Below are 26,984 nucleotides of genomic sequence, written 5' to 3' on the forward strand. Positions count from 1 at the left end.
CCTCGATGCCCAGGCCCTCCCAGGTGTGCAGCAGCACGCTGTTCCCGGCCGCCTTCACCAGCTCGCGGTGGAACGCCACGGTGTGCCGCACCTGCGACGTCCCGTCGGCGGTGCGGTCCGCCTCGTACAGGGCCGTGACGTGCGGCTCCAGGGCCGAGCAGTCGGCCGCGAGCCGCCCCGCCGCCAGCTCGGCCGCGATCTGCTCCAGACCGGCCCGGACCGGGTAGCTCTCCTCCAGGTCGGCCGCCGCCCCCGCCGTTCAGCCGGCGGACGACGGCGCCTACGTCACCCCGCTGGTCCGCAAGCTCGCCACCGAGAACGGTGTCGACCTCGCGTCGGTCAAGGGCTCCGGCGTCGGCGGCCGCATCCGCAAGCAGGACGTCCTCGCGGCCGCCGAGGCCAAGAAGGCCGCCCCGGCCCCCGCCGCCGCTCCGGCCGCGTCGAAGGCCCCGGCCCTCGAGGTCTCCCCGCTGCGCGGTCAGACCGTCAAGATGACCCGCATGCGCAAGGTCATCGGCGACAACATGATGAAGGCGCTGCACGGCCAGGCCCAGCTGTCCTCGGTCGTCGAGGTCGACATCACCAAGCTGATGCGGCTGCGCGAGCAGGCGAAGGCCTCCTTCGCCGCCCGTGAGGGCGTCAAGCTGTCCCCGATGCCGTTCTTCGTGAAGGCGGCGGCCCAGGCGCTGAAGGCCCACCCGGTCATCAACGCCCGGATCAACGAGGACGAGGGCACCATCACGTACTTCGACTCGGAGAACATCGGCATCGCCGTGGACTCCGAGAAGGGTCTGATGACGCCGGTCATCAAGGGTGCGGGCGACCTGAACATCGCCGGCATCTCCAAGGCCACGGCCGACCTGGCGGGCAAGGTCCGCGCCAGCAAGATCACGCCGGACGAGCTGTCCGGTGCGACCTTCACGATCAGCAACACCGGCTCGCGCGGTGCGCTGTTCGACACGATCATCGTCCCGCCGAACCAGGTCGCCATCCTGGGCATCGGCGCCACGGTGAAGCGTCCCGCCGTCATCGAGACCGCCGAGGGCACCGTCATCGGCGTGCGCGACATGACCTACCTGACGCTCTCCTACGACCACCGTCTGGTGGACGGCGCGGACGCCGCCCGCTACCTGACCGCGGTCAAGGCGATCCTCGAGGCCGGCGAGTTCGAGGTCGAGCTCGGCCTGTGAAACCCGGAGGCCCGCAGCCCGGAAGCGCAAGCTACTGAGCTGTAACAAGCCTCACCAGCAGCGCCCCCGTCCGGCAGTGTTTCCGGACGGGGGCGCCGCCGTATTGTCTAGAGGTCAACGCCCTCCCTAAGGAGCTGCTCCATGACCATCCCTGTCGTCCACTCGCTTCGCGAGCAGATCCGCGAGCACATCGTGGAGGGCATCGTCAGCGGGCGCTGGAAGCCGGGCGAGCGGATCGTGGAGCGACGGATCGCCACCGAGCTGGAGGTCAGCCAGACGCCGGTCAGGGAGGCGCTGCGCGAGCTGGAGTCGCTGCGCCTGATCGAGTCGGCGCCCAACAAGGGCGTACGGGTACGGAACCTCACGGCGGCCGACCTGGAGGAGAGCTACCCGGTCCGGGCCGGTCTGGAGCAGATCGCGGCCGAGCTGGCGGCGGGGCGGCTCGCGGCCGACTGCTCGGCCCTGGAGCCGCACGTCACGGCCCTGTACGAGGCGGACCGCACCGCCGACGGGACGTCGCAGGTGCGGCACACCGTGGCGTTCCACCGCGAGCTGGTGAAGGCGGCCGGGAACAGCGTGCTGCTGCACACCTGGGAGGGCCTGGGCATCGAGGTCTTCACGGCCCTGTCGATCCGCTGGCTCGGCACGGTCCAGAAGTCGTACGCGGAGGAGCACCAGGAGCTCGTGGAGGCCTTCCGCCGCGGGGACCCGAACATCGGCGCGCTGGTGAAGGCCCACGTCCTGGGCTGCGCCCCGCGGGCCTAGGGAGTGTTGCCGGCCTCCCACCCGGTCGCGAAGCTCCCTCCCCCCTCCGAAGCCCCGCCCCCGGCGGGGCTTCGCTCATTCGTGCGGGCACCCCCTCATCCGGCCCCTCACCTGCGAAAACAAGGCACCGGGTGCCCAGTTTCGCGGCACCCTGTGCCGACTTTCTCGATCTGAAGAGGTTTTCCCCTTCAACCCTTTGATCGATCATCGATCGGCGGCTTAGAGTCTTCGGCGGGCCGCAACCCCGGCCTTCGCCCTGTCCTGCCAGACAAGGCACCCCTTCTCCACCCCCATCTGTCCGGAAGGCGGCGATCATGACCGATCCCGTAGGCAAGATTCCGAGTGAGCTCGACCAGCTCCCGGACCGTGACACCGAGGAGACCGCCGAGTGGGCGGCCTCCCTCGACGCCGTCACCAAGGCCGCCGGCCCCCACCGGGCCGCCTACCTGATGCGCCGCACGCTCCAGCACGCCGAGGGCGCCGGCCTGGCCCTGCCCAAGCTGCTGGAGACGGACTACGTCAACACCATCCCCACCTCCGCGGAGCCCGTCATCGACGGTGACGAGGAGATGGAGCGGAAGATCACCGCCTGGAACCGCTGGAACGCCGCCGCGATGGTCTCCCGCGGCGCCAAGCACGGCGTCGGCGGCCACATCGCCACCTTCGCCTCCGCGGCCTGGCTCTACGAGACCGGCTTCAACCACTTCTTCCAGGGCAAGGAGGGGGACGGCTCCGGCGACCAGCTCTACATCCAGGGCCACGCCTCCCCCGGCATCTACGCCCGCGCCTTCCTCGACGGGCGCCTCACCGAGGAGCACCTCGACAACTTCCGGCAGGAGTCGGGCGGCAAGGGCCTGCCCTCCTACCCGCACCCGCGCCGCCTCCCCTGGCTGTGGGAGTTCCCGACCGTCTCCATGGGCCTGGGCCCGCTCTCGGCGATCTACCAGGCGCGCTTCAACCGCTACCTGACCAACCGCTCCATCAAGGACGTCTCCGCCTCGCACGTGTGGGCGTTCCTCGGTGACGGCGAGATGGACGAGCCCGAGTCGACCGCCGCCCTCGCGCTGGCGGCCCGTGAGGGTCTGGACAACCTGACCTTCGTCATCAACTGCAACCTGCAGCGCCTCGACGGCCCGGTCCGCGCCAACTTCAAGATCGTGCAGGAGCTGGAAGCCCAGTTCCGCGGCGCCGGCTGGAACGTCGTGAAGTCCCTGTGGGGCGGCGCCTGGGACGAGCTGTTCCAGCTCGACACCACCGGTGCGCTGGTCCGCCGGCTCCGCGAGGTCCCCGACGCGCAGGTGCAGACCTACCAGACCCGCGACGCCGCCTACATCCGCCAGGACTTCTTCGGCAAGGACCCGGCGCTCGTCGCGATGGCGCAGCTGCTCAGCGACGACAAGATCCTGGAGTGCTTCCACCTCTCCCGCGGTGGCCACGAGCCGCGCAAGGTGTACGCCGCCTACAAGGCCGCCCTGGAGTTCAAGGGCGCGCCGACGGTCATCCTCGCGCAGACCGTGAAGGGCTTCACCCTCGGCGAGGGCTTCGCCTCGAAGAACGCGAACCACCAGATGAAGAAGCTCTCGGTGGACGAGTTCAAGAACATGCGGGACCTGCTCGGCCTGCCGATCTCGGACGCGCAGTTCGTCGACGGCGTGGTGCCGTACGGCCACCCCGGCGCGGACTCCCCCGAGGTCCGCTACCTGAAGGAGCGCCGCGCGGCCCTCGGCGGCCCGGCACCGGCCCGCCGCACGCACGCCCTCTCCCCGCTGCCGGCCCCGGCCGACAAGTCGTTCGCCGCCTTCGACAAGGGCTCCGGCTCGCAGTCGATGGCGACCACGATGGCGTTCGTCCGCCTGGTCAAGGACCTGGTCCGCGACAAGGAGACCGGCAAGCGCTGGGTCCCGATCGTCCCGGACGAGGCCCGCACCTTCGGCATGGAGTCGCTGTTCCCGTCGCTCGGCATCTACTCGCCGAAGGGCCAGACGTACGAGCCGGTCGACCGCGACCAGCTGATGTACTACAAGGAAGCCGTCAACGGCCAGATCCTGAACGAGGGCATCACCGAGGCCGGCTCGATGGCCGACTTCATCGCCGCCTCCACCGCGTACTCCACGCACGGCGAGGCGATGATCCCCTTCTACATCTTCTACTCGATGTTCGGCTGGCAGCGGACCGCCGACCAGATGTGGCAGCTCGGCGACCAGCTGGGCCGCGGCTTCCTCGTCGGCGCCACCGCGGGACGTACGACCCTGACGGGTGAGGGTCTGCAGCACGCCGACGGCCACTCCCCGGTCATCGCGGCGACCAACCCGGCGGCGCTGACCTACGACCCGGCGTTCGCCTACGAGGTCGCGGCCATCGTCAAGGAGGGCCTGCGCCGCATGTACGGCGAGGCGGCTCCGGGCGAGGACCAGGACGTCTTCTACTACCTCACCGTCTACAACGAGCCGATGCCGCAGCCGGCCAAGCCCGCCGGGATCGACGAGGGCATCGTCAAGGGTCTGTACCGCTTCAACACGGCGGAGTCCGCGGGCCTCGACCTGCCGGCGGACCCGTCGCGGATCCAGCTCCTCGGCTCGGGCACGGCGATCCACTGGGCCCTGCAGGCGCAGAAGCTGCTCGCCGAGGAGTGGGGCGTGGGCGCCGACGTGTGGTCCGCCACCTCCTGGACGGAGCTGCGGCGCGACGCGCTGGAGGCCGACGCGGCGCTCCTGCGCGGCGAGGAGAGGGTGCCGTACATCCGCACGGCGCTGGAGGGCGTGGAGTCCCCCGTCCTGGCCGTCTCCGACTACATGCGCCAGGTCCCGGACCAGATCGCGCAGTGGGTCGAGCAGGACTGGTCCTCGCTCGGCGCGGACGGCTTCGGTCTGTCGGACACGCGTGACGCGGCCCGCCGCCACTTCGGTGTCGACGCGCAGTCGATCGTGGTCGCGGCCCTCGCCCAGCTCGCCCGTCGCGGCGAGGTCCCGGCCTCGGCCGTGAAGGAGGCGCGCGAGCGCTACGGCCTGTAGTTCCCCGGTCCGGCTGTCGGTGGCGGCACGCATGATGGATTCATGCGTGCCGCCCGGCTGATCAAGATGGTCCTGCTGCTCCAGTCGCGTGCCTCCATGACGGCCGCGGAACTGGCCGAGGAGCTGGAGGTGTCCGAACGGACCGTCACCCGCGATGCCCTCGCCCTCTCGGAGGCGGGGGTTCCGGTGTATGCGGACCGGGGCAGGGCCGGCGGGTACCGGCTGATCGGCGGCTACCGGACCCGGCTGACCGGTCTGGCGCGCGGCGAGGCCGAGGCGCTGTTCCTGTCCGGACTGCCGGGCGCGCTGCGGGACATGGGGCTGGAGGACGCGGCCTCGGCCGCCCGGCTCAAGGTCTCGGCGGCACTGCTGCCCTCGCTGCGCGACGCCCCGGACTCGGCGGCGCAGCGCTTCCTGCTCGACGCTCCGGGCTGGTACCAGGAGCCGGCGACACCGGAGTGGCTGCCGCCGGTCGCGGAGGCGGTCTGGGGCGACCGGACGATCTCCGCCCGCTACCGGCGCGGCGACCGCGAGGTGGAGCGCGAGCTGTCCCCGTACGGGCTCGTCCTGAAGGCGGGCGTCTGGTACCTGTGCGCGCGTTCCGGCACGGCCTTCAGGACGTACCGGATGGACCGCTTCACGGCCGTCGCCCTCACCGGGGAACGCTTCGTACGGGACGAGGGGTTCGACCTGCCGGCCTTCTGGGCCGAGCGCGCGGCGGAGTTCGCCCGGTCGATCCTGCGCGCCGAGGTGGTGCTGCGCCTCACACCGGCGGGGGCGCGCCGGCTGCCGTACGTGACGGACCGCGCGGCGGCCGAGGAGGCGCTGGCGGGCGGCTCGACGGACGCCGAGGGCCGCGTGACGGCGACGCTCCCCGTGGAGAACGAGGAGGTCGCCTTCGGTCAGCTTCTCTCCCTGGGCCCGGAGGCGGAGATCCTCGGCCCGGAGTCCCTGCGGTCCCGTCTGGCCGAGGCGTCACGGGCTCTCGCGGCGCTCTACCGGTAGTCCGCCACGTCCGGGTTCCCGGTCTCGCCCGCGATCATGTAGCCCCAGGCGTCCGGCCGGGAGCCGTCGGCGTCCGTGAAGCCGTACTCCCTGGCGAGGCTCCCGCTGTCGAGCGACCGGCCGTTCCAGCGGGCCCGCTCGGGGTCGGCGGCGAGGGCGGCCACCGCGCGGCCGACGTAGGCAGGGGACTCGGCGATCTCGAAGCCGGGGACCTTCTCGACGGCGTCGCGCCAGTTCTCCTCCGTGACCCCGAAGGCGGCGAGCATCTGCTCCGAGCGCAGCCATCCCGGTGTGAGCGCGACGGCGGTGCCGCCGACGTCCTTCAGGTCGTGGGCGAGCGCGAACGCCATCCGGATCGGGGCGTTCTTCGCCAGGTCGTAGAAGAAGTTGATCCGGAAGCGGGTGTTGTAGTCCGCCGTGCCGTCGGTCATCTCGACGACCAGAGCGCCGGGGTGCCTGATCAGGAGGGGTACCGCGAGACGGGAGGTGATCGCGTGCGTCCGCACGCCGAGCTCCAGCATCCGCAGGCCGGCCGCCAGGTCCGTCTCCCACACCTTCTTGTCGAACTCGATCAGGTGCTCGCCGCCCCAGACGTCGTTGACGAGGACGTCGAGCCGGCCCTGCTCCCGGTCGATGCGCGCCATCAGCGCCTCGACCTGGTCGACCTCCAGATGGTCGGTGGGCACGGCGATGCCCTTGCCGCCTGCCGCCGTCACCAGCTCGGCCGTCTCCTCGACGGTCTCCGTCGTCCGGCCGACCTCGCTGGCCTTCTCGCGCGTGGTGCGCCCGGTCACGTACACGGTGGCGCCCGCCGCGCCCAGCTGTACGGCGATACCCCGGCCCGCGCCTCGTGTGGCGCCCGCGACCAGTGCGATCCTGCCGCCGAGCGGCTTCGGTTCAGTCGTCATGGATCGAGCGTGACAGGAAAGTACGACATCTTCTGTCCGGATTGATTTTGGGTGTTTCCGGGTGCGTCGCCCCCTGCCAGGGCCGATGCTTGTCCCGTGATGGACGAGACGGAGTTCTGGGAGATCATCGATTCCAGCCGCGAGGCCGCCGAGGGCGACCCCGAGGATCAGGCCGACCTGCTCGTGGAACGGCTCCTGCAGCTCGACCCGGACTCCGTGCTCGACTTCGCCCGCCACTTCGAGGCCCGCTACCACCGGGCCTACTCCTGGGAGTTGTGGGGTGCGGCGGCGGTGCTGCTCGACGGTGCGAGCGACGACGCCTTCGACTACTTCCGCTGCTGGCTGATCGGCCAGGGCCGGGAGGTCTTCGAGGGCGGGGTGCACGATCCGGACTCGCTCGCGGAGCTGCTCGGCGAGTTCGACGAGGAGATCGACGGGGACGGCGAGGAGCTCGGGTTCGCCGCGGACGAGGCGTACGAGCAGCTGACCGGCGCCGAGGCGCCGGATCTGGGGATCCCCCCGCAGCCGGCCGAGCCGGAGGGCGGCGCCTTCGACCTGGAGGACGACGGGGTGCTCGCGACCCGTTTCCCGCGCCTGTGGGAGCGCTTCGGGGCGTAGCGTCCGGCCGGTCCTGCCCGTCTCGCGTGGCCTGCCGGGCGCGGGACGGTGGCGCTCAGGGAGTGCCGATGCGGGCGACGAGGAGGGCGATGTCGTCGTCGGGCGGGCCGGGCACCAGGCGGGTGACGATCATGTCGCACAGGTCGTCGAGCGAGGGCCCGGGGTCGGCGAGCCGGCGGACGAGTTCGTCGAGGCGTGCGTCGATGTCCGTACCGCGGGCCTCGACGAGTCCGTCGGTGTACAGGACGAGGAGGCTCCCCGGGGGCAGGCTGACGTCGCTGGTGGTGAACGTGATGCCGCCGATGCCGAGCGGGGCGCCGGCCGGCAGGTCCAGCAGACGGGCCCGGCCGTCGGGGGTGACGACGGCCGGCGGCGGATGCCCGGCCCGGGTGATCCGGCAGCGGCCGGTGGCCGGGTCGCACATGGCGTAGAGGAAGGTCGCCAGCATCGGCTCGGCGAGGTCGTCCAGCACCGCCTCCAGCTGCATGAGCACGTCGACGGGTTCCAGGTCGAGACGGGCCAGGGCCCGCACGGTGGAGGACAGGCGTCCCATGACGGCCGCGGCGGCGGTGCCGTGGCCCATGACGTCCCCGATCAGCAGGGCGGCCTTGCCCCCGGAGAGGGGCACGACGTCGTACCAGTCGCCGCCGACCTCGTTGACGTCGCTCGCCGCCAGGTAGCGGTGGGCGATCTCGATGCCCGCCGGCGGGGTGATGTGCTGGGGCAGCATGCTGCGCTGGAGCGCCACGGCGGTGTCGTGCTCGCGGCCGTACAGGCGCGCGTTGTCCGCGCACACGGCCGCCCGGGCGGCCAGTTCACCGGCCAGTTCCACGTCGGTGCTGTCGAAGGGCGGCTGCTCGCCGGTGCGGTAGAAGGTGGCGAGCCCCAGGACCATCTCCCGGGCGATCAGCGGCACCATCAGGAAGGAACGGACGCCCAGCAGCAGCAGTTTCCTCGGCGTGTCCGAGTACGGCGCGGCCGCGGCGACGACCTTCTCGTCGAGCTCGGTGAGCAGGTAGGGCCGGCGCCGGGCCAGGGCCTGGGTGTAGGGCGCCGCGGAGGGGAACTGCAGGGTCCGGCCGAGCGGTGCGAGGACGCCGGCGACCAGGGATCCGGCGCGGGGTGCCTTGCCGAGGCGTCGCAGTGCCGCGCCGCCGACCAGGCCGTACCCGACCTCGCCGCCTTCGGTGAGCGATTCGAGCAGATCGACGGTGACGGCGTCCGCAAGGCCGGGGACGGCGACGTCGGCCAGTTCCTGGGCGGTGCGCTCCAGATCGAGCGTCGTGCCGATCTTGATGCTGGCCTCGTTCAGCAGGGCCAGGCGGGCGCGCGCCTCCTCCGCCTGCATCCTGGTCCCCTCGACGGCGGTGATGTCCGTCATCGAGGCCGCGATGCCCACGGGCAGGCCGTCCGCGTCCTCCAGCCGCACGAAGGACACGGACCACACGCCCTCCCGCCGGGGCTGGGCGGGGGTGCGGCCGACCCGGCGGAAGTCGACCACCGGCTCGCCCGTGTCCAGGACGCGGCGCATCACCGCCTCCATCTCGCGCGCGTTCACCTCGGGCAGCACCTGCGGCAGGGTCAGTCCGGCGTGCGCGGCTTCGGGCAGGCCGTTCATCCGCTGCAGAGCCGCGTTCACCCGCAGGAACCTGAGACCGGTGTCGAAGACCGCGATCCCGACCGGGGAGTGCGAGAACAGGCCGTCCCACACCACCGAGGAGCCGCGCACGCGGGCCGAGGAGTGCGCCTCGGCGGCGAACACGAGGACCCCCGCGTCGGCGCCGGCACCGGCCGGGCGCGCCCAGATCTCCAGCTCCACGGGCCGGCCGTCGCGGTGCCAGGCCGTCACGGAGCCCATCACGCCGTGCCCGGCCGCCGCCCCTTCCCACAGGGACCGGCCCAGGCTCCGGTCCGCGTCCGGATGCAGCAGCTCGACCACGTGCCGCCCGACGGCGTCCCGCGCCCGGTATCCGAGCAGCTCCTCCGCCACCGGGTCCCAGTGCACGATCCGGCCGTCCGGGTCCGTCGCCGCGAGGGCCACCGGGACGGCTCCCAGCCACCCGCCGGCACCCCGGGCCACGCCCGGTCCGTCGGTCATCGTCTGCGCCGCCACCGGGCGTCCACCACTGGCATCCATGACCTTGAGAGCCCCTCCCAGTATCAGCCCGGGGCACGCCGCGAACCAGTCACCGCCCGGTGGCGACCCGTCCGGGCGGTGAGGTACGCGGTCACGGGGGCGCGGGCCCGGGGGTCCCACCCCGGGTCCGCGCCGGTCCGGTGCGCCCGTCAGTCCGGGAGCCGCGGGTCCACCTGGCCGACGATCATCTCCGTGCGCGCGGGCAGGGCGGCGCGGAGGGTCTCGGGCTGCGGGACGACCCAGTACCTGCCCTCCGCGACCTGTTCGAAGACCCGCTCGGCGTGCTCCCGCGGAGTGAGCCCGTGCTCGTCGCTCAGTGCCTGCATGCGGTCGGCGAACCCGGTCACCTCGGGGGCCTCGGCCGGGTCGGGGCGGGCTGCCCGGAAGATCTCGCTCCGGACGGCGCCGGGGGTGACGACGGAGACCCGGACGGGCGCGTCCTTCATCCTCATCTCGTGGTGCAGCGACTCGGTGAGCGCGAGCACGGCGAACTTGGTGGCGCTGTACGGGGCCATCAGCGGGCTGGGCAGCAGACCCCCGATCGACGACACGTTCACCACCCAGGCCGGCTCGCCGCGCTCCAGCATGCGCGGGACGAAGGCGCGGATGCCGTGGGCGCAGCCGCCGACGTTGACGCGGAGCATCGCGTCCCAGCGCTCGGCCGGGATCTCCCAGGAGTAGCCCAGGGTCATGATCCCGGCGTTGTTGACCAGCAGGTCGACGGTGCCGAAGCGGCCGTACGCGCGGTCGGCGAGGGCCTCGACGGCGGCGGGGTCGGCCACGTCGGTGACGACGGCGTCCACCTCGGTGCCGTTCGCGCGCAGGTCGTCGGCGACGGCGGCGAGGCGTTCGGCGGCGATGTCGGCCAGGACCAGCCGCATGCCGAGCCGGGCGGCGTGGCGGGCGAGGCCCTCGCCGATGCCGGAGGAGGCGCCGGTGATGACGGCGGTGCGGCCTCCGAAGACGCGGGCGGCGAGGGAGGACATCAGAAGTGCGTCCCGCCGTCGATCCTGACCTCGGTGCCGGTGATGAACTTCCCGTCCTCCGAGGCGAGCATGGCGACGACGCCGGCGACGGTCTCCGGGCCGGCGAAGCCCTGGCCGAGGGCCGGGGCGAGCTTCATGAAGAGGGAGAGGTCGGCGTCCTCGGGCAGGCCGGGGCCGACGCTCTGCCGGCTGGCGCCGGTGCCGTCGGTCATGCCGGAGGAGATGGAGCCGGGCTGCACGGCGGTGAAGCGGATGCCCTGCCGGGCGTACTCGGCGGCGAGGGCGTGGGTCATGGACTGGATGCCGCCCTTGCTGGCCGCGTACGCCGCCATGTACGGGTGGGCGAACACCGCCGAGGTGGAGGAGAAGTTGACCACGGCGGCGCCGTCGCCCTCCAGCAGAGCGGGTATCGCCTCGCGGATGACGAGGAAGGTGCCGGTGAGGTTGATCCGGACGACCTGCTCGAAGGCGTCGAGACCGGTCTCGTGGGTGTGCGAGGAGCGCAGGATGCCGGCGGCGTTGACCAGGGCGTCCAGGCCGCCGAGCGCCTCGACGGCGGCGGCGACGCCCGCGCGTACGGACGCCTCGTCGGCCACGTCCAGGACGACGCTGGTCAGGCGGTCCGCGTGCGCGCCGGCCCGCGCCTCGGTGTCCTTCAGGCCGGCCTCGCTGATGTCGGCGGCGACGACACGGCCGCCCTCGGCGAGCATGCGCAGCACGGTGGCCTGGCCGATGCCCGATCCGCCGCCGGTGACCAGTGCGCGGCGTCCTTCGTAGCGGTTCATGTCCTGTCCGACCTCTCGACGGCTCGCTGCCGTGTGCTCGGTGTACTCGGCGGCCCGGTGCGGCCCGGGTCTCGCGTGCTCGGTGCGCGGCGCACTCGATGTAGGTGCCACCGTACGCGCGCATGGCACGTTTTGCCATAGCTGCACGAAGTGCACGCATGGCAGGGGTACGGCGTAGGCTTCGTACGGTGAGCACCAAGCCCCTCTCCCTGACCGAGCGCCGCAAGGCGGCCACGCAGCTCGACATCGCGCGTGCCGCCGCCGAGCTCTTCACCGAGCGCGGCCCGGACGGCACGACGGCGGAGGACATCTCCCACCGGGCCGGGGTCGCCCTGCGCACCTTCTACCGCTACTTCCGCTCCAAGCAGGACGCCGTCGCCCCGCTCCTCGCGGTCGGCGCGGACCGCTGGCGGGAGCGGCTGGCCGCGACCGAGCCGGGGGCCGCGCTGCCCGAGGCGCTGGAGCGCTCGGTCGCCGAGTCGCTCGCCGCGGCCGACGAGGAGGCCGCCGAGGGGCTGCGCTGGACGCGCGGTCTGCTCCGGGCCGCCGCGGAGGACCCGGCACTGCGGGCCGTCTGGTACCGGGTCAACCAGGAGTCCGAGGAGAAACTGCGCTCCGTCGTCGCCGCGCTCGCCGGCCCGGACGCCGATCCGCTGGGGGTCCGGCTGACGGCGGCGGCGGCGACGGACGCGATCCGGATCGCGCTGGAGACCTGGGCGGAGACGGACGCGCCCGTCCGCGGCCCGGGCGCACCGGCCGGGCTCGCGGTCCGGTGCCTGCGGGAACTGATGGGCGGGATGCGGCTGCTGGGGCCGGAGGCGGGCACGGGCGCGGCGCCGGACACCGGACCGGGCACGACCGCGGATCTCACACCGGGCGCGGCACCGGACCGCGACCGGGACTGAGCACCGGCCGCCGGGCGGGTGCGGCGGGCGGCGGCACGGCGGCGGTCACGCGTCGAGCGGGCGGCCCATCAGGACGTCGTCGACGTACGCGCCGTCCAGCAGGAACTCGCCGGGCAGGACGCCCTCGACGGCGAAGCCCTCCGAGGCGTAGAGCGCGCGGGCCGGCGCGTTGTGACCCAGGACGCGCAGGGTGATCCGGGTGGCGCCCTGCCGGCGGGCCTCCGCCAGGGCGGCGCGCAGCAGGGCGCGGGCCACGCCCCGGCCCCGGGCGCTCTCGGCGACGGCGAGTCCCTGGATCTGGCGGACGTGCGCGTTGCAGGCGAGCGGGGTGGCCGGCACCAGGCGCAGGTAGCCGACGACCTCCTCGCCCCGCTGGGCGACCAGGTAGTGCTCGGGCAGGTGCCGCTCGTCGAAGAACGGGGGGTACGGCGCGCGCGGCGGCGGCTGCACGGCGTGCAGCGTGGACCAGGTGGCGCGGTCCAGTTCCCCGAGGGCCTTCTCGTCCGCGGGACGGGCGAGGCGTATCAGCGTCTCCGGCGCGATCATGACGGCCACTGTGCCACGAGGCGCTCGGGAAGGGCAGGATGTCCCCATGCAGCGCTCTCGTTCCCGTACGCGGGTGGCCGTCACCGGCGCCTCCGGACTCATCGGCACGGCCCTGGTGCGCTCCCTGCGCGCCGACGGCCACGACGTCCTCCGTCTCGTCCGGCGCCCGGCGCAGGCCGCCGACGAGGTCGAGTGGGACCCCGCACGGCTCCACGTGGACACCGCCGGCCTCGTCGGCGTCGACGCCGTCGTGCACCTGGCGGGCGCCGGGGTCGGCGAGCGGCGCTGGAACGAGGAGTACAGGAAGGAGATCCGGGACAGCCGGGTGCTCGGCACGACGGCGATCGCCCAGGCCCTCGCCTCGCTCGCGGAGCCGCCGAAGGTCCTGGTGTGCGGCACGGCGCTCGGCTACTACGGCGACACCGGTTCGCGCGCGGTGGACGAGAGCGCCCCCGCGGGCGAGGGCTTCCTGCCCTCGGTGTGCGTGGAGTGGGAGGCGGCGGCGGCTCCGGCCGAGGAGGCCGGCATCCGGGTCGCGTACGCCCGCACGGGCCTGGTCGTGGCCCGCGAGGGCGGCGCCTGGGGGCGGCTCTTCCCCATCTTCCGCGCCGGGGTCGGCGGCCGGATGGGCGACGGCAGCCAGTACTGGAGCTTCATCTCGCTGCACGACGAGGTGGCCGCCCTCCGCCACCTGATCGACACCGATTCCGTCTCGGGGCCGGTGAACCTGACCGCGCCCGAGCCGGTCACCAACCGCGAGGTGACGGCCGCGATGGGCCGGGTGCTGCACCGGCCGACCCTGTTCACCGTGCCCGCGTCGGCCCTGAGGGCGGTCCTCGGGGACTTCGCCCAGGACGTGCTGGGCAGTCAGCGGGTGCTGCCGGCGCGCCTGCTGGAGTCGGGGTTCGACTTCGCCTTCCCGACGATCGACGACGCGATCCGCGCGGCGGCCTGAGGTCCCGGACCCCTCCGGTACGCGGACGGCCCGGGAGCGCGGGAGCACGCTTCCGGAGAGCGCGCGTGGCCGGAAAACTCCCCGGTCGGGAGGCATGGGGGCGGACACCTGTGCGACCCCGTGCTGCGTGCACCCCGGCACGCGCGGCTGGCGGCCGTGGGAGCGCTGCCTAGGCTTGTCGGTCCCTGAATGCGAACTCGGGCATTCCGAGGGTCTGTTGGGGGCATAGGCCTCCCACCAGCCGCGCCGACCTGGGGAGGGGCACGTGCTCAGTACCGCACGCCACGCACACCACACGGACGTCGTCGTCGTCGGAGCCGGGATCGCGGGGCTCATGGCCGCCCACCGGCTGACCGGCGCCGGAGTCGGCGTCACCGTCCTGGAGGCCGGGCCACGGATGGGCGGCAGGATGGTCACCGACGACGTCGACGGCTTCCGGCTCGACCGGGTCGGGCCACTGCTGACCACCTCGTACGCCGAACTGCGCCGCAACCCGGGCCTCGACGGGCTCGTCCTGCGGTCGTTCGCGCCCGGGGCCCTGCTGCACAGTGACGGACGCTACGTCAGGACCGGCGAGCCGGGGAGCGTGAGGGGAGCGTTCACGATGGCGCGCGCCCTGGCGAGCGCCCCCCGAAATCCGGCCGCCTCGCTCGATCAGGCCCGTCTGGGCGCCGCCCTGACGCGCCTGGCCGCCACCCCCGCGCAGCGACTGCTGACGCGCGAGGAGCGGACCGCCCGCGAGGCGCTGACGGCCCGTCTGCCCGCCCGCACCGTCGAGGGGTTCCTGCGCCCGCTGCTCGCCGCGCTGCTGGGCGATCCCGACCTCACCACCTCGCGGCGCGTGGCCGACCTCGCGCTGCGGGCGTTCGCACGGGGACGGCTGTGCGTTCCGGAGGGCGGTTCGGACGCCGTGCCCGCGCTGCTCGCGGCGACGCTTCCGCCGGGCACGGTCCGTACGGGAGTCCGGGTCACCGAGGTCTCCGCGAACGGCGTCATGACGGCGGACCACGGCGGGTTCGGCTGCCGTTCGGTCGTCGTGGCGACCGGGGCCCGTACCGCGGCGGAGCTGCTGCCGGGGCTGCGGGCGCCCTCCTTCCACGCGGTGACCGTCCTGCACCACACCGCGCCGGCGGCCCCCACCTCCGAACCGGTCCTGGTCCTGGAGTCCGACCCGGGCGGCCCGGTCGCGCACTCGGCGGTGATGAGCGCGGTCGACCCCACGCGCGCGCCCCGGGGCCGGACCCTGGTCACCTCGACGGTCCTCGGCACCCCGCCGGACGACGCGGACCGCCGGGTCCGCAAGCACCTCGCGACGCTGTACGGCACGTCGACGGACGAGTGGGAGCTGCTCGGCATGCACCACACCCGGGACGCGATCCCGGCGATGCCCCCGCCGTACGACCCGCGGCGGCCGGTCAGGCTGCTCGCGGGGCTCTACGTCTGCGGCGACCACCGTGACGCGGGCACCCCGCAGTCGGCCCTGCTCTCGGGCCGCCGCGCGGCCCACGCGCTCCTGGCGGACCTGGGCGTTTCCTCGCACCGGGAGACCCCGCCCCTGGACGCGGTGGCGTAGCGGGCGGGGAGGGCCGGAGCGGATCCGCGCCGGCGCTCCCCCGACCCCGGAGCCCCGCCGCACCGGGGCTCCGGGGTGGTCCGTGGAGAGGGCGGCCGGGCCGCCCTCGACCCGAGCGGTGCCGGCCGGCGGGGTCCGCCGACGAGGGCCCGCGGGCCCGTCAGCCGATCGCGGCGACGCGGTCGCGGTAGGTGCGGACCGCCGCCGCGTCGCGGTACGGCTCCAGCCGCCGTTCGAAGTCGCGGATGTACTCCACCGCCCTCGCCGAACGCATCTCGGAGGCCTGCTGGGCCGCCTCCGCGCCCAGGGCGCACGCCTGGTCCAGTTCGCCCAGGCCCAGCCGCGCCGTGGCCAGCACGACCCGGCAGAAGAGGCGGCTGCGGGCGAAGCCGGGCGCGCGGAGCTGGAGGGACCGCTCCGCGTGCTGCGCGGCCGGCCGGTACTGCTGGAGGTCCCGGTGGCAGTGGCCGAACTCGTCGGCCAGCTGACCCTCGTCGAACGACCGTGCCCAGTACGGCACCTCGTCACCCGGCCGGGCCGCCTCCAGGGCCCGCTCGGCCCGGGCGAGCGAGGCGCTGCACGCCCGCGCCTCCCCCAGCACCGCGTGGGCCCGCGCCTCCACCGCGTGCAGCAGTGCCTGGACGACCGGCGGCGCCGCGGACCCGACGCCCTGCTGGGCGACCCGGGCGAGCTGCACCGCCTCGCGCCCGTGGCCGAGGTAGACCGCCTGACGGCTCATCGTGATCAGGACGTACGAGCCGTAGGCGCGGTCTCCGGCCGCCTGCGCGAGGCGCAGCGACTGGACGAAGTACCGCTGGGCGAGACCGTGGGCCGCGATGTCGTACGAGGTCCAGCCGGCCAGCCGGGTGAGGTCGGCGGCGGCGCCGAACAGGCGGCGCCCGACGGACTCCCCGTACGTGCCCCGCAGCATCGGCTCCGCCTCGTGCTCCAGGTAGCGGACGAGGGCCTGGCGGGCGTGGCCGCCTCCGTAGGCGTGGTCGAGGGTGCGGAAGAGCTCGGCGACCGAGCGCAGTGCCGCGATGTCACCGCCGGAGACGCGCTGCCCGGGTGCCCGCTCGCCGCCCCGCTGACGCGGCACCGACGCGCGTCCCTGCACCGGGACGCGCGGGTCCTGGGGCGGCCGTCGCCCGTCGCCGACGAACCGGCCCGCCTCCGGGCCCGCGCCGAGTCCCGGACGGGTCTCCAGACCGACCGCGGCACCGGGCCGCCGGTCGGCGCCGCCGAGTCCCGCCGCGCGCGCCTCGGCGCCGGTCCGGCCGTCCGTGCCGACCCGTCCGGGCGGGCCGGCCGCCTCCCCGCGGGCCACCCGTTCGTCGGCCCGGCCGATCAGCCAGTCCCGGCTCGGGACGACGAGCCCCGCCGGGGTGAAGGCGATCTTGCGGAGCTCGGCCTGGCTGCCGGAGTCCTTCCGCCACAGCCCGCTGACGATGTCGACGGCCTCCTCGGGCGTCGCCGCGAACTCCAGCCCGGCGTAGACCGGCGCGCAGGCGTCGAGCCCGAGGTCCTGGGCGGAGAGCCGGCGGCCCAGGCGGCGGGTGAAGACCTCGGCGATCAGGGCGGGCGTCGTGCCCCTCGGCTGCTGGCCGCGTAGCCAGCGGGTCACGGACGTCTTGTCGTACCGCAGGTCGAGCCCGTGCTCCAGACCGAGCTGGTCGACCCTTCTGGCCAGGCCCGCGTTGGAGAAACCGGCTTCGGCGATGAGCGCGGCGAGCTGGCGGTTCGGGGTGCGCTGCGGAGGTCGTTCCGTCATCAGCTGTGCGGTCTCCTGCCTTCCGGGCCCGGGTGGCAACCCGTGTGGGCCCTCATGGAACGGCGTGAATTTAGCGGGCTCCACCGCCTGTACCGCCACCTTCGCCCCACATTCATCCGATCGTGTGAGGATTGGGGGCGTCGCTGACGTAGCTGACGTATGCACCCGCTCCCGTGCTCTCGCACCTGCCGAACGGGTGTCCGCGCCGCCGCCGTACAGTGGCATGGGCGCGAATGACGCATGGTGCCGTGCCGGCCGGGACGATCCCCGCGTGCCGGCGTCCGGCACTCAGGAGGAGGCATTGCCGTGAGTGAGCTGCGATTCGTCCGCTTGGGCTTCGGCGACGAGGCCGTCGAGTACCGGGCGGCCTGGGACAAGCAGCGCGAGGTGCACGCGGCCAGGTTCGCCGACGAGATCGACGACACCTGTCTGCTCCTGGAGCATCCGCCCGTCTACACCGCGGGCCGCCGGACGGCCGAGAGCGAGCGCCCGCTGGACGGGACCCCGGTCGTGGACGTGGACCGCGGCGGCAAGATCACCTGGCACGGCCCGGGCCAGCTGGTCGGCTACCCGATCATGAAGCTGCCCCGCCCCGTCGACGTCGTCGCGCACGTCCGCCGCCTGGAGGAGGCGCTGATCCTCACCGCCGCCGAGTTCGGCGTGACGACGACCCGGATCGAGGGCCGCAGCGGCGTGTGGGTGCTGGGCGACCCGGTCGAGCAGCGTCCGGCGCTCGGCGGTCTCTCGCTCGACTTCGACCCGCGGCTGACCGACGAGGAGTTCGATCCCCGCCTGAACGGCCCGGAGTACGCTCCGTCCAACGCCGGCCAGCGCCGTGAGGACCGGAAGCTGGCGGCGATCGGCATCCGGGTCGCCAAGGGCGTCACGATGCACGGTTTCGCTCTGAACGTGAACCCGGACAACACCTGGTTCGACCGGATCATCCCGTGCGGGATCCGGGACGCCGGCGTGGCCTCGCTCGCCGGCGAGCTGGGCCGGGAGGTCACGATCGAGGAGGTTCTGCCGGTGGTGGAGAAGCACCTGAGGGCGGTCCTGGAGAACGCGGAGCTGAAGCCGCGCGAGATCGAGCGCGAGACGGCGCCGGCCTAGGCCCGGGGCCGGGAGGCGGGCGGAAGCCCCGCCGGAACCGGTCCGAGGGACCGGACCGGGATGGTCCGCCGGACCGCCCGGTGGGAATGCCGGGCCATGGCCACAGGTTGGCCAGACGTAAAACCGTACGAACAACGGGCGTACCCTGGTGTGCGCCGAAGAATCGAAGCTACAGGGAGCCGGTCGTGTCCGCAGTCGCACCCGACGGACGCAAGATGCTGCGCCTGGAGGTCCGTAACGCCCAGACCCCCATCGAGCGCAAGCCCGAGTGGATCAAGACCCGGGCGAAGATGGGCCCCGAGTACACGAAGATGCAGGGTCTCGTGAAGAGCGAGGGCCTGCACACGGTCTGCCAGGAGGCGGGCTGTCCCAACATCTTCGAGTGCTGGGAGGACCGCGAGGCCACCTTCCTCATCGGTGGCGACCAGTGCACGCGGCGCTGCGACTTCTGCCAGATCGACACGGGCAAGCCCGAGGCGCTCGACCGTGACGAGCCGCGCCGGGTGGGCGAGTCGGTCGTCACGATGGACCTGAACTACGCCACGATCACCGGCGTCGCCCGCGACGACCTGGAGGACGGCGGCGCGTGGCTGTACGCGGAGACGGTGCGCCAGATCCACGAGCAGACCGCGGGCCGTGGCGACGGCCGGACGAAGGTCGAGTTGCTGGCCCCCGACTTCAACGCGGTGCCGGAGCTCCTGAAGGAGGTCTTCGACTCCCGTCCCGAGGTCTTCGCGCACAATGTGGAGACGGTGCCGCGGATCTTCAAGCGGATCCGTCCGGGCTTCCGTTACGAGCGTTCGCTGGACGTCATCACGAAGGCGCGTGACTACGGTCTGGTCACGAAGTCGAACCTGATCCTCGGCATGGGCGAGACCCGTGAGGAGGTCAGCGAGGCGCTGCGGCAGCTGCACGACGCCGGCTGCGAGCTGATCACGATCACGCAGTACCTGCGTCCGTCCGTGCGGCACCACCCCGTGGAGCGCTGGGTGAAGCCGCAGGAGTTCGTGGAGCTGAAGGAGGAGGCCGACGAGATCGGCTTCTCCGGCGTGATGTCGGGTCCGCTGGTCCGTTCCTCGTACCGGGCCGGCCGCCTCTACCAGCAGGCCATGGAGCAGCGGAGCCGAGCCGGAGCGTAGGGTGCGGGTCCGCCCGAGGAGCGAGGGCGGGCACACGCCCGCAGCGGTGGCGAGCCGCAGCGCGACCCTCGGCACAGAGCAGCGGAGCCGAGCCGGAGCGTAGGGTCCGGGTCTGCCCGAGGAACGAGGGCGGGCACACGCCCGCAGCGGCGCCGCGAGCGTGTGAATCGGCGCACAAGTTGTTACCGGCCGGTAGTGGCCGGATTCCGCGCGACCCGTGCACCCCCGCAGCTCAGGCGGGGTGCACGGGCCGCGTCGTCGTCCCCGGGTTCCGGCGAATGGCCGCATCAACGTTTCATCAGTGTTTGACCACCGAGTCACGCACTGGTAACACCAGTCTGTGAGCCTGGCTTCACTCACCGCCACATCCCCGCTCGCCCCCACCTCTCATCTGATCCGTACTTGAGGGAGGACCCCGTCATGCAGGCCGCGACACACGTCCGCGCCACCGCGATCCCGTCCGTCACCGACGCCCTGAAGGCCGTCGAGGCGCTGCTGCTCGGCAGCGGACAGCGGACCGCCCGCCGAAACGCCTGGAACTCCGTCCTGGAGGACCGCCGCCGGGCCAAGGACCGGGTCGAGGCACAGCACGTGCTGGAGGCCGTGGCTGGTCACGCTTCGCGGGCCACGTAAACTTCAGGGCATGGCGAGGAAGGCAAACACGAGCAGCGGCGACGCTGCGAACCAGGGGCGACTGAAGCAGATCGCCCTCACGTACAAGATGACCCGAAAGGCCGACCCGAAGGTCGGGCTTGTCGTCGCGGGCGTGGGCATCGTCGTACTCGGTGTCCTCCTCGCGATCGGCTTCCTGATCGGTCACCCGGTCTACCTGGGCATTCTGGGCTTCGTCCTGGCGCTGCTCGCGATGGCGATCATCTTCGGGCGGCGTGCCGAGCGGGCCGCGTTCGGGCAGATGGAGGGCCAGCCGGGCGCTGCCGCGGCGGTCCTGCAGAACGTCGGGCGCGGCTGGACGACGACCCCCGCGGTCGCGATGAACCGCAACCAGGACGTCGTGCACCGCGCGGTCGGCCGGGCCGGCATCGTGCTGGTGGCCGAGGGCAACCCGAACCGGCTCAAGACGCTGCTGGCCGCCGAGAAGAAGAAGATGGCGCGCATCGTCGTCGACGTCCCGGTGACCGACATCATCGTCGGTGAGGGCGAGGGCCAGGTGCCGCTGAAGAAGGTCCGGACGACCATGCTGAAGCTGCCGCGGGTGCTCAGCGGCCCGCAGGTGACGGTCGCCAACGACCGGCTCCGGGCGATGGGCGACCTGATGAGCAACATGCCGCTGCCGAAGGGTCCGATGCCGAAGGGCATGCGGATGCCGCGCGGCGGAAAGATGCGCTGAGCACGCCGAGACCTCCGACACACGAAGGGCGCCCCGGAACCGAGAGGTTCCGGGGCGCCCTTCCCTCTGCCCGAGGCTTCCCGGGGGCACCGCCCGGACGCACGACGGGCCCGCACCGTCCCGTGGGGGACGTGTACGGGCCCGGTGGGCCGTGTGCCGGGGTCCGGGGCCCGTGGGGCCCGGGCCGACCTAGATACGGACCTGGACGGCGCCCGCGAGGCGGTCGTGGAGGCCGCGGCCGTCGCGGTCCCAGATGAGGGCCGGGATGGCGAGGCAGACGAGCACGCTGCGGATCACCACGCGGATCGCGCCCAGGCGTCCGCCGTTCACCGAGGCGACGCGGAGGCCGAAGATCTTCTTGCCGGGGGTGGAGCCGATGGTTCCGACCGTGAGCACGCTCAGGACGAGCAGGATGACCAGGGCCCAGTTGCCCGTCGCCTGGTTGTAGCCATGGGTGACGAGGCCGTATGCGATCAGCATGCACAGCGCCCAGTCGACGACGAGGGCGCCGATCCGCCGGCCCGGGCGGGCGATGGAGCCCGGCCCCTCTTCGGGGAGGCCGAGTTGTTCCCCCCGGTAACCGAAGTCGACGCCTGCGTCCTCGGCCGCCGCGCGGGGTCCCGAGAGCCACGATCCCATTGCTTGCCTGTTGTCCACGCGTCCACGGTACTGCGCCCGTTTTTGATCACTTCGGCCCGGGTCCGCCACGGCGCTCCGCGATGCCGGTCAGGCCCAGCCCGGTTAACTTGGGCGAAACAAATGGGTCATGCTTGAGAAATCCCGTCTGCCTATGGTCGGGTCCAGCGTGTGCCACCGCACTGGCCGCACGACCAAGCTGCAACCCCGCCCCACCCCCGGGCCGGGAGTAGGAGGAGTTGGATGTTCCAGAACGCCGACGAGGCCAAGAAGTTCATCAAGGACAACGACGTCAAGATGGTCGACGTCCGTTTCTGTGACCTTCCGGGAGTGATGCAGCACTTCACCATCCCGGCGACGGCGTTCGACCCGGCCGACGAGCTCGCCTTCGACGGTTCGTCGATCCGCGGCTTCCAGGCGATCCACGAGTCGGACATGGCGCTGCGCGCGGACCTGTCGACCGCCCGTCTCGACCCGTTCCGCCGGGACAAGACGCTCAACATCAACTTCTTCATCCACGACCCGATCACGGGCGAGCAGTACAGCCGTGACCCGCGCAACATCGCCAAGAAGGCCGAGGCGTACCTCGCCTCCACCGGCATCGCCGACACCGCCTACTTCGGCCCCGAGGCGGAGTTCTACGTCTTCGACTCGGTGCGCTTCGAGACCTCGGCGAACCAGGGCTTCTACCACATCGACTCCGAGGCCGGCGCCTGGAACACCGGTGCGGAGGAGAACAACCGCGGCTACAAGGTCCGCTACAAGGGCGGCTACTTCCCGGCCCCGCCGGTCGACCACTTCGCCGACCTGCGCTCCGAGATCTCCCTGGAGCTGGAGAACGTCGGCCTGCAGGTCGAGCGCCAGCACCACGAGGTCGGCACCGCCGGCCAGGCCGAGATCAACTACAAGTTCAACACGCTGCTCGCCGCGGCCGACGACCTGATGCTCTTCAAGTACATCGTGAAGAACGTCGCCTGGCGCAACGGCAAGACCGCGACCTTCATGCCGAAGCCGATCTTCGGCGACAACGGCTCGGGCATGCACGTCCACCAGTCGCTGTGGTCGAMCGGCGACCCGCTGTTCTACGACGAGCAGGGCTACGCCGGCCTCTCGGACACCGCCCGCTACTACATCGGCGGCATCCTGAAGCACGCCCCGTCGCTGCTGGCGTTCACCAACCCGACGGTGAACTCCTACCACCGCCTGGTCCCCGGCTTCGAGGCCCCGGTCAACCTGGTCTACTCGCAGCGCAACCGCTCCGCCGCGATGCGCATCCCGATCACGGGCTCGAACCCGAAGGCCAAGCGCGTCGAGTTCCGCGCGCCGGACCCGTCCTCGAACCCGTACCTCGCCTTCTCCGCCCTCCTCCTCGCGGGCCTCGACGGCATCAAGAACAAGATCGAGCCGGCCGAGCCGATCGACAAGGACCTGTACGAGCTGGCCCCGGAGGAGCACGCGGGCGTCGCCCAGGTGCCGACCTCGCTCCCGGCGGTCCTCGAGGCCCTGGAGGCGGACAACGAGTACCTCCAGGCCGGCGGTGTCTTCACCTCCGACCTGATCGAGACCTGGATCGACTACAAGCGGACCAACGAGATCGCGCCGATCCAGCTGCGTCCGCACCCGCACGAGTTCGAGCTGTACTACGACCTCTAGACCGCCGAATCGTCAGCCGGCCGGGCGACCGGCCGGCTGACGACGACGACGAGGGCCGCCGTCCCGGGATTCCGGGGCGGCGGCCCTCGTCGTGCGTCGAGCGGATCGGGGTCAGCGGCCGTAGCGGATCAGGGCGCGGACCATCTGGCAGGTGGTGTCGGAGGGCGGGTGGATGCCGAGCAGCTCGGCCGCGGCGCGTATCTTCGCGTTCCCCGCCTTGGCCGGGTGGTGGACGCCCGCGTCGAGCAGGGCGATCGCCAGGCGCATGGCCTTCAGGCGGCGGTTGTGGGTGATGTACCACTCGCGGGGACGGCCCGCGGGGAGCGGCTGCTTCCGAAGGGGCTTCCAGGGTTCGACTGACGGTGTCCGGATCGTGGCGACGGCCATGGGCGACCTCCTGGCGAACGGTGGGTGCGGGCCCTCCCCGGGACCCTCACCTTCACTAGTGATTTTACCCGCGCCCACTGACAATCATCCCTGGCCAGAGGGGGTTTGACGGGTCTTCGCGCGGTAGGTTGGCGGCATGGAGATCTGGATCAACCCCGCCTGTTCCAAGTGCCGCAGCGCCCTCACCCTGCTCGACGCGGAGGGTGCCGACTACACCGTGCGCCGCTACCTGGAGGACGTGCCCGATCCGGACGAGATCCGGGCCGTCCTGGCACGGCTCGGCCTCGAGCCCTGGGACATCACCCGCACCCAGGAGGACGCCGCCAAGGAGCTGGGGCTGAAGGAGTGGCCGAAGGACGCGGCGAACCGGGACCGCTGGGTGGAGGCGCTGGCGGCCCACCCGAAGCTGATCCAGCGGCCCATCATCACCGCCGAGGACGGCACGGCCGTGGTCGGGCGGACCGAGGAGGCCGTCCGGGACGCCCTCGGCCGCTGACCCCGTCGCGCCCTTCGCTCACCGGCCCGTCACGCCCGGGGCGCCCGGGGGCCGTCGCCGGGCGCCCCGGGGCCGTGACCGGGAGAGGAAGGCGGCGATCCGTTCGTTCCTCGCCGGCGAGGCACCGACCGGAAGGGTGTGGTGGGTGGCGTCGGGCAGCCTCTCCGCCTCCAGACCGGGGACGGCCGCCCGCGCCCGGGCCTCGACACGGCCGACGTCGTGCGCCCTGCTCCGCCCGGCCGTCAGGAGCAGGGTCGGCGGGGACAGGGCGGCCGGCCGATAATCTCGCCGGGCGAGACGACACGCGTCGAGGTCGAAGGGGATCACGTGTCCGAGGAACCCGGGCGGGAGATCTTCCACCTGCTGCGCGCCGTCACCGTCGAGTACGGCCTGCGGCAGGGCGAGTTCGCCGAGCGGCACGGCATGCATCACACGGACGTGCGGGCGTTGATCTGTCTGCTCGACGCCGAGCGCGCGGGCGTCGACGCCACGGCGGGCGGCCTCGGGGCGCGGCTCGGGCTCAACTCCGCCGGGACGACGGCCCTGATCGACCGGCCGGAACGGCTCGGTCACGTCGCCCGGGTGCGGGACGCACGCGACCGGCGGCGGGTCCTGCTGCGGGTCGAGGACGGGGCCAAGGAGCCGGGGCAGGCGCGCTTCGGGCCGCAGATCGGGGGATCCGTCGCGCTGCCGCGGGCCTTCGACGGCAAGGAGCGGGCGGCCGTGCGCGGCTTCCTCACCGGTGTCCGGGACCTCCTGGCCGGGCCGCAGGGCCCGGCTCCCGAAGGTACGGCCACACCGTGACGGGTACGTGGAGCGAGGTCGCCGAGGTCCTCGGGGCCGATCTGCATCTGGAGCTGACCGGCACCGGGAGCCGGCGGGCGGTCCTGATCCGCGCCCTGCGGGAGGCCGTGCGCAGCGGGCGGCTGGCCCCCGGGGTCCGGCTCCCGCCCTACCGGTCGCTCGCCGCCGATCTGGGGCTGGCGCGGAACACGGTGGCCGACGCCTACGCGGAGCTGGTCGCCGAGGGGTGGCTGACCTCGCGTCAGGGCTCCGGCACCCGGGTGGCCGCCCGGGCGACGGCGGCGTCCGCGGGCCGGGAACCGGGGACCGCGCCGGACGGGCCCGCCGCGGGCGGGCCGGCCCCTCTTCCGTACGACCTGGTCCAGGGCAGGCCCGACCCCGCCCGCTTCCCCCGTGCGGCGTGGCTGGCCTCGGCGCGGCGGGCGCTGACGGCGGCGCCTCACGAGGTCTTCGGCATCGGCGACCCGCAGGGGCGGGTCGAGCTGCGGAGCGCGCTCGCCGGGTATCTGGCGCGGGTCCGGGGCGTGCGGACGACGGCGGAGCGGATCGTGGTCTGCGCGGGCGCGGCACACGCGCTGCGGCTGCTCGCCCGGGTCGCGGGCGGCACGCCCTGGGCGGTGGAGGCGTACGGGCTGCCCTTCCACCGGGCGCTGCTCGCCGAGGCCGGGGTCCGGACCGTGCCCGTCGCCGTGGACGAGGACGGCGCCCGGGTGTCCCGGCTCCCCCGCGGGGTCGGTGCGGTGCTTCTGACGCCCGCCCATCAGTTCCCGACCGGCGGGCCGTTGCACGCCGAGCGGCGCTCGGCGGTCGTCGAGTGGGCCAGGACGACCGGCGGGCTGGTGCTGGAGGACGACTACGACGGGGAGTTCCGCTACGACCGCCGTCCCGTCGGCGCGCTGCAGGACCTCGACCCGGACCGCACGGTCCTCGTCGGCTCGGTCAGCAAGAGCCTCTCCCCCGCGCTGCGGATCGGCTGGATCGTGCTGCCGCCGGCGCTGGTGCCCGGCGTCGTGGCGGCCAAGGGCGAACGGGAGCCCTACTCCTCCGTCACGGACCAGCTCACCCTCGCCGACCTCGTCGAGTCGGGGGCGTACGACCGCCATGTGCGGCGCATGCGCCAGCACCACCGCGGGCGGCGCGACCGGCTGGTGGCGGTGCTCGCCGCGCGGGTGCCCCGGGTACGGGTCACCGGGATCGCGGCCGGGCTGCACGCGGTGGTGGAGCTGCCGCCGGGCACGGAGCGGGCGGCGGTCGCGGCGGCGGCGCGGCGCGGGGTCGCGGTGGAGGGTCTGGACGGGTACCGGCATCCGCGGGCGGTGGCGCCGGGACGGCAGGACGGCCTGGTCGTCGGCTACGCGACGCCTCCGGACCGGCTGTACGAGGCGGCTCTGGACGCCCTGTGCGACGCGCTCACCGAGGCGCTCAACGGGGTTTCTCCCGAAGGGAATTGAGCGGAACCGGCTCGCTCCGCGTATCTGACGCCACAGGGACCGCAGGAAACGAACGGAGCCTCACGTGTCACGCAGGAAAACGCTCAGCCAGAAGAAGAAGCTCGCGCTGCTGGCAGGCGCGGCCGTGCTCGTCGGGGGCACGGCCGTGGTGATGACCGGGACGAGCCAGGCGTCGGTGGCCTGTGACGGTCTGGCCACGGCGTTCGCCAACAACGAGGCGTTCATCGCGGACCAGCGTGCCAAACCGGACGCGCTGTCGGAGGCGCGGATCGCCAACCGGGAAGCGGTGCTCGCGGAGATCCGGCGGAAGCAGGTGGCCTCGGGGTGCGCCGAGGGCTCCGGTTCGGGGGGAATGACGGTCGGCGCGGCGCCCTCGGCCCCGCCGGCCGCACCGCCGGCCGCCCCGCCCGCGGCGGCGAATCCTGCGCCGCCCGCCGGCGGACAGGGCGGCGCGGGCCAGGGGGCGGGCGGTCAGGGCGGCGGCCAGGGCGGGGACGTCGTCTGTGCCGGGTCCACGGTGACGCTGTCCGGCGAGGGCGGGGCGCCGGCCGCGTCCAGCAACCAGTTCCCGCTCGGCACCAAGCTCAAGGTGACCAACCTGGACAACTCCAAGTCGACGACGGTCGAGGTCACCTCCGTCTCCGGAAGCTGTGTCCTGCTCAACAACGAGGCCTTCGAGCAGGTCCGTGAACCGGGCAAGTTCCTGATCCGGAAGGCCCGGATCGAGCGGGTGGGCTGAGAAGGGAGGAAGGGGCGGAGGCTCCGGCGCGCCCCGTGGGACGGGCCCCGGAGCCTCCGCCCGCAC

General features: G+C 73.1%; 25 protein-coding genes and 1 pseudogene. 17 read left to right on the plus strand and 9 right to left on the minus strand.

Features of this window, described 5'->3' with window-relative positions:
- A pseudogene (locus EAO71_RS38715) lies at nt 1-247 on the minus strand (FCD domain-containing protein); the annotation flags it as partial.
- Nucleotides 248-293: 46 nt separating this feature from the next.
- On the opposite strand from EAO71_RS38715, the gene EAO71_RS38720 reads away from it, so the two are divergent.
- The 4 genes from EAO71_RS38720 to EAO71_RS11865 all read left to right on the plus strand — a co-directional run bounded on the left by EAO71_RS38720 (nt 294) and on the right by EAO71_RS11865 (nt 5,971).
- On the plus strand, nt 294-1,190 hold the full coding sequence (locus EAO71_RS38720) for a 2-oxo acid dehydrogenase subunit E2 (protein ID WP_261992226.1): 897 nt from the start codon (nt 294-296) through the stop codon (nt 1,188-1,190).
- Between the two features lie 141 nt (nt 1,191-1,331).
- The gene (locus EAO71_RS11855) at nt 1,332-1,955 is read left to right on the plus strand and encodes a GntR family transcriptional regulator (protein WP_147977687.1); all 624 of its coding nucleotides are present in this window, start codon (nt 1,332-1,334) and stop codon (nt 1,953-1,955) included.
- Between the two features lie 314 nt (nt 1,956-2,269).
- Nucleotides 2,270-4,966, plus strand: coding sequence for a pyruvate dehydrogenase (acetyl-transferring), homodimeric type (aceE, locus tag EAO71_RS11860; protein ID WP_147977688.1), 2,697 nt, complete (start codon nt 2,270-2,272; stop codon nt 4,964-4,966).
- A 42-nt stretch (nt 4,967-5,008) separates the two neighbouring features.
- Entirely contained in the window at nt 5,009-5,971 is a 963-nt protein-coding gene (locus EAO71_RS11865; RefSeq protein WP_147977689.1) for a helix-turn-helix transcriptional regulator, read from the plus strand.
- Here the strand turns inward: EAO71_RS11865 and EAO71_RS11870 are convergent.
- Nucleotides 5,962-6,879, minus strand: coding sequence for an SDR family oxidoreductase (locus EAO71_RS11870; protein WP_147977690.1), 918 nt, complete (start codon nt 6,877-6,879; stop codon nt 5,962-5,964). The genes EAO71_RS11865 and EAO71_RS11870 overlap by 10 nt on opposite strands.
- A gap of 99 nt (nt 6,880-6,978) precedes the next feature.
- Here EAO71_RS11870 and EAO71_RS11875 point away from each other — a divergent pair, with 99 nt between their 5' ends.
- Nucleotides 6,979-7,497, plus strand: coding sequence for a DUF4240 domain-containing protein (locus tag EAO71_RS11875; RefSeq protein ID WP_147979246.1), 519 nt, complete (start codon nt 6,979-6,981; stop codon nt 7,495-7,497).
- 55 nt (nt 7,498-7,552) lie between these two features.
- Here EAO71_RS11875 and EAO71_RS11880 read toward each other — a convergent pair whose 3' ends face one another.
- The 3 genes from EAO71_RS11880 to EAO71_RS11890 all read right to left on the minus strand — a co-directional run bounded on the left by EAO71_RS11880 (nt 7,553) and on the right by EAO71_RS11890 (nt 11,405).
- A complete protein-coding gene (locus EAO71_RS11880; protein ID WP_261992103.1) occupies nt 7,553-9,634 on the minus strand; it encodes a SpoIIE family protein phosphatase in 2,082 nt (693 codons plus the stop codon).
- 149 nt (nt 9,635-9,783) lie between these two features.
- Complete coding sequence (locus tag EAO71_RS11885) at nt 9,784-10,620, minus strand: SDR family NAD(P)-dependent oxidoreductase (protein ID WP_147977691.1); 837 nt, start codon at nt 10,618-10,620, stop codon at nt 9,784-9,786.
- Nucleotides 10,620-11,405 carry an SDR family NAD(P)-dependent oxidoreductase gene (locus EAO71_RS11890; RefSeq protein WP_147977692.1) on the minus strand — a complete coding sequence of 262 codons (786 nt, stop codon included), beginning with the start codon at nt 11,403-11,405 and terminating at the stop codon, nt 10,620-10,622. Before EAO71_RS11890 ends, EAO71_RS11885 begins: the two co-directional genes overlap by 1 nt.
- 188 nt (nt 11,406-11,593) lie before the next feature.
- Between EAO71_RS11890 and EAO71_RS11895 the strand changes: the two genes are divergently transcribed.
- Entirely contained in the window at nt 11,594-12,310 is a 717-nt protein-coding gene (locus tag EAO71_RS11895) for a TetR/AcrR family transcriptional regulator (RefSeq protein ID WP_459112778.1), read from the plus strand.
- Between the two features lie 45 nt (nt 12,311-12,355).
- Here the strand turns inward: EAO71_RS11895 and EAO71_RS11900 are convergent, their stop codons facing one another.
- A complete protein-coding gene (locus EAO71_RS11900; protein ID WP_147977694.1) occupies nt 12,356-12,856 on the minus strand; it encodes a GNAT family N-acetyltransferase in 501 nt (166 codons plus the stop codon).
- A 46-nt stretch (nt 12,857-12,902) separates the two neighbouring features.
- Here EAO71_RS11900 and EAO71_RS11905 point away from each other — a divergent pair, with 46 nt between their 5' ends.
- Both EAO71_RS11905 and EAO71_RS11910 read left to right on the plus strand, forming a co-directional pair.
- A complete protein-coding gene (locus tag EAO71_RS11905; RefSeq protein WP_147977695.1) occupies nt 12,903-13,811 on the plus strand; it encodes a TIGR01777 family oxidoreductase in 909 nt (302 codons plus the stop codon).
- A gap of 265 nt (nt 13,812-14,076) precedes the next feature.
- On the plus strand, nt 14,077-15,384 hold the full coding sequence (locus EAO71_RS11910) for an NAD(P)/FAD-dependent oxidoreductase (RefSeq protein ID WP_147977696.1): 1,308 nt from the start codon (nt 14,077-14,079) through the stop codon (nt 15,382-15,384).
- Between the two features lie 160 nt (nt 15,385-15,544).
- Here EAO71_RS11910 and EAO71_RS11915 read toward each other — a convergent pair whose 3' ends face one another.
- Nucleotides 15,545-17,155 carry a regulator gene (locus EAO71_RS11915; protein WP_147977697.1) on the minus strand — a complete coding sequence of 537 codons (1,611 nt, stop codon included), beginning with the start codon at nt 17,153-17,155 and terminating at the stop codon, nt 15,545-15,547.
- A 306-nt stretch (nt 17,156-17,461) separates the two neighbouring features.
- Between EAO71_RS11915 and lipB the strand changes: the two genes are divergently transcribed.
- The 4 genes from lipB to EAO71_RS11935 all read left to right on the plus strand — a co-directional run bounded on the left by lipB (nt 17,462) and on the right by EAO71_RS11935 (nt 20,752).
- On the plus strand, nt 17,462-18,265 hold the full coding sequence (lipB, locus tag EAO71_RS11920; protein WP_147977698.1) for a lipoyl(octanoyl) transferase LipB: 804 nt from the start codon (nt 17,462-17,464) through the stop codon (nt 18,263-18,265).
- Between the two features lie 185 nt (nt 18,266-18,450).
- A complete protein-coding gene (gene lipA, locus EAO71_RS11925) occupies nt 18,451-19,404 on the plus strand; it encodes a lipoyl synthase (protein WP_147977699.1) in 954 nt (317 codons plus the stop codon).
- Between the two features lie 420 nt (nt 19,405-19,824).
- Complete coding sequence (locus EAO71_RS11930) at nt 19,825-20,037, plus strand: SCO2195 family GlnR-regulated protein (RefSeq protein ID WP_147977700.1); 213 nt, start codon at nt 19,825-19,827, stop codon at nt 20,035-20,037.
- 10 nt (nt 20,038-20,047) lie between these two features.
- Nucleotides 20,048-20,752 (plus strand): DUF4191 domain-containing protein, encoded by a 705-nt coding sequence (locus EAO71_RS11935; RefSeq protein ID WP_147977701.1) that lies wholly within the window; start codon nt 20,048-20,050, stop codon nt 20,750-20,752.
- A gap of 189 nt (nt 20,753-20,941) precedes the next feature.
- On the opposite strand, the gene EAO71_RS11940 is transcribed toward EAO71_RS11935, so the two are convergent.
- A complete protein-coding gene (locus tag EAO71_RS11940) occupies nt 20,942-21,409 on the minus strand; it encodes an RDD family protein (protein ID WP_147977702.1) in 468 nt (155 codons plus the stop codon).
- A gap of 222 nt (nt 21,410-21,631) precedes the next feature.
- Here EAO71_RS11940 and glnA point away from each other — a divergent pair, with 222 nt between their 5' ends.
- On the plus strand, nt 21,632-23,041 hold the full coding sequence (gene glnA / locus EAO71_RS11945; protein ID WP_147977703.1) for a type I glutamate--ammonia ligase: 1,410 nt from the start codon (nt 21,632-21,634) through the stop codon (nt 23,039-23,041).
- A 111-nt stretch (nt 23,042-23,152) separates the two neighbouring features.
- On the opposite strand, the gene EAO71_RS11950 is transcribed toward glnA, so the two are convergent.
- Complete coding sequence (locus EAO71_RS11950; RefSeq protein WP_147977704.1) at nt 23,153-23,428, minus strand: hypothetical protein; 276 nt, start codon at nt 23,426-23,428, stop codon at nt 23,153-23,155.
- A gap of 136 nt (nt 23,429-23,564) precedes the next feature.
- Between EAO71_RS11950 and EAO71_RS11955 the strand changes: the two genes are divergently transcribed.
- From EAO71_RS11955 to EAO71_RS11970, 4 genes are all read left to right on the plus strand, one after another.
- Entirely contained in the window at nt 23,565-23,924 is a 360-nt protein-coding gene (locus EAO71_RS11955) for an arsenate reductase family protein (RefSeq protein ID WP_147977705.1), read from the plus strand.
- A gap of 327 nt (nt 23,925-24,251) precedes the next feature.
- Entirely contained in the window at nt 24,252-24,728 is a 477-nt protein-coding gene (locus EAO71_RS11960) for a MarR family transcriptional regulator (RefSeq protein WP_147977706.1), read from the plus strand.
- On the plus strand, nt 24,725-26,179 hold the full coding sequence (pdxR, locus tag EAO71_RS11965) for a MocR-like pyridoxine biosynthesis transcription factor PdxR (RefSeq protein WP_147977707.1): 1,455 nt from the start codon (nt 24,725-24,727) through the stop codon (nt 26,177-26,179). Before EAO71_RS11960 ends, pdxR begins: the two co-directional genes overlap by 4 nt.
- Nucleotides 26,180-26,243: 64 nt before the next feature.
- Nucleotides 26,244-26,918 (plus strand): RlpA-like double-psi beta-barrel domain-containing protein, encoded by a 675-nt coding sequence (locus EAO71_RS11970; protein WP_147977708.1) that lies wholly within the window; start codon nt 26,244-26,246, stop codon nt 26,916-26,918.
- The last annotated feature ends 66 nt before the right edge of the window (nt 26,919-26,984 follow it).

Origin of the sequence: Streptomyces sp. MS191 (assembly GCF_008042125.1) — a bacterium.
GTDB lineage: Bacteria > Actinomycetota > Actinomycetes > Streptomycetales > Streptomycetaceae > Streptomyces.

Bases quoted from the DNA above. Each gene is read 5' to 3' on its own strand.
- EAO71_RS11870 (WP_147977690.1), bottom strand. From the start codon at position 6,879: ATGACGACTGAACCGAAGCCGCTCGGCGGCAGGATCGCACTGGTCGCG.
- EAO71_RS11865 (WP_147977689.1), top strand. From the start codon at position 5,009: ATGCGTGCCGCCCGGCTGATCAAGATGGTCCTGCTGCTCCAGTCGCGT.
- EAO71_RS11930 (WP_147977700.1), top strand. From the start codon at position 19,825: ATGCAGGCCGCGACACACGTCCGCGCCACCGCGATCCCGTCCGTCACC.
- EAO71_RS11880 (WP_261992103.1), bottom strand. From the start codon at position 9,634: ATGGATGCCAGTGGTGGACGCCCGGTGGCGGCGCAGACGATGACCGAC.
- EAO71_RS11890 (WP_147977692.1), bottom strand. From the start codon at position 11,405: ATGAACCGCTACGAAGGACGCCGCGCACTGGTCACCGGCGGCGGATCG.
- EAO71_RS11950 (WP_147977704.1), bottom strand. From the start codon at position 23,428: ATGGCCGTCGCCACGATCCGGACACCGTCAGTCGAACCCTGGAAGCCC.
- EAO71_RS11885 (WP_147977691.1), bottom strand. From the start codon at position 10,620: ATGTCCTCCCTCGCCGCCCGCGTCTTCGGAGGCCGCACCGCCGTCATC.
- EAO71_RS11915 (WP_147977697.1), bottom strand. From the start codon at position 17,155: ATGACGGAACGACCTCCGCAGCGCACCCCGAACCGCCAGCTCGCCGCG.
- EAO71_RS11955 (WP_147977705.1), top strand. From the start codon at position 23,565: ATGGAGATCTGGATCAACCCCGCCTGTTCCAAGTGCCGCAGCGCCCTC.
- EAO71_RS11855 (WP_147977687.1), top strand. From the start codon at position 1,332: ATGACCATCCCTGTCGTCCACTCGCTTCGCGAGCAGATCCGCGAGCAC.
- EAO71_RS11935 (WP_147977701.1), top strand. From the start codon at position 20,048: ATGGCGAGGAAGGCAAACACGAGCAGCGGCGACGCTGCGAACCAGGGG.
- aceE (WP_147977688.1), top strand. From the start codon at position 2,270: ATGACCGATCCCGTAGGCAAGATTCCGAGTGAGCTCGACCAGCTCCCG.
- EAO71_RS11905 (WP_147977695.1), top strand. From the start codon at position 12,903: ATGCAGCGCTCTCGTTCCCGTACGCGGGTGGCCGTCACCGGCGCCTCC.
- EAO71_RS11900 (WP_147977694.1), bottom strand. From the start codon at position 12,856: ATGATCGCGCCGGAGACGCTGATACGCCTCGCCCGTCCCGCGGACGAG.
- EAO71_RS11875 (WP_147979246.1), top strand. From the start codon at position 6,979: ATGGACGAGACGGAGTTCTGGGAGATCATCGATTCCAGCCGCGAGGCC.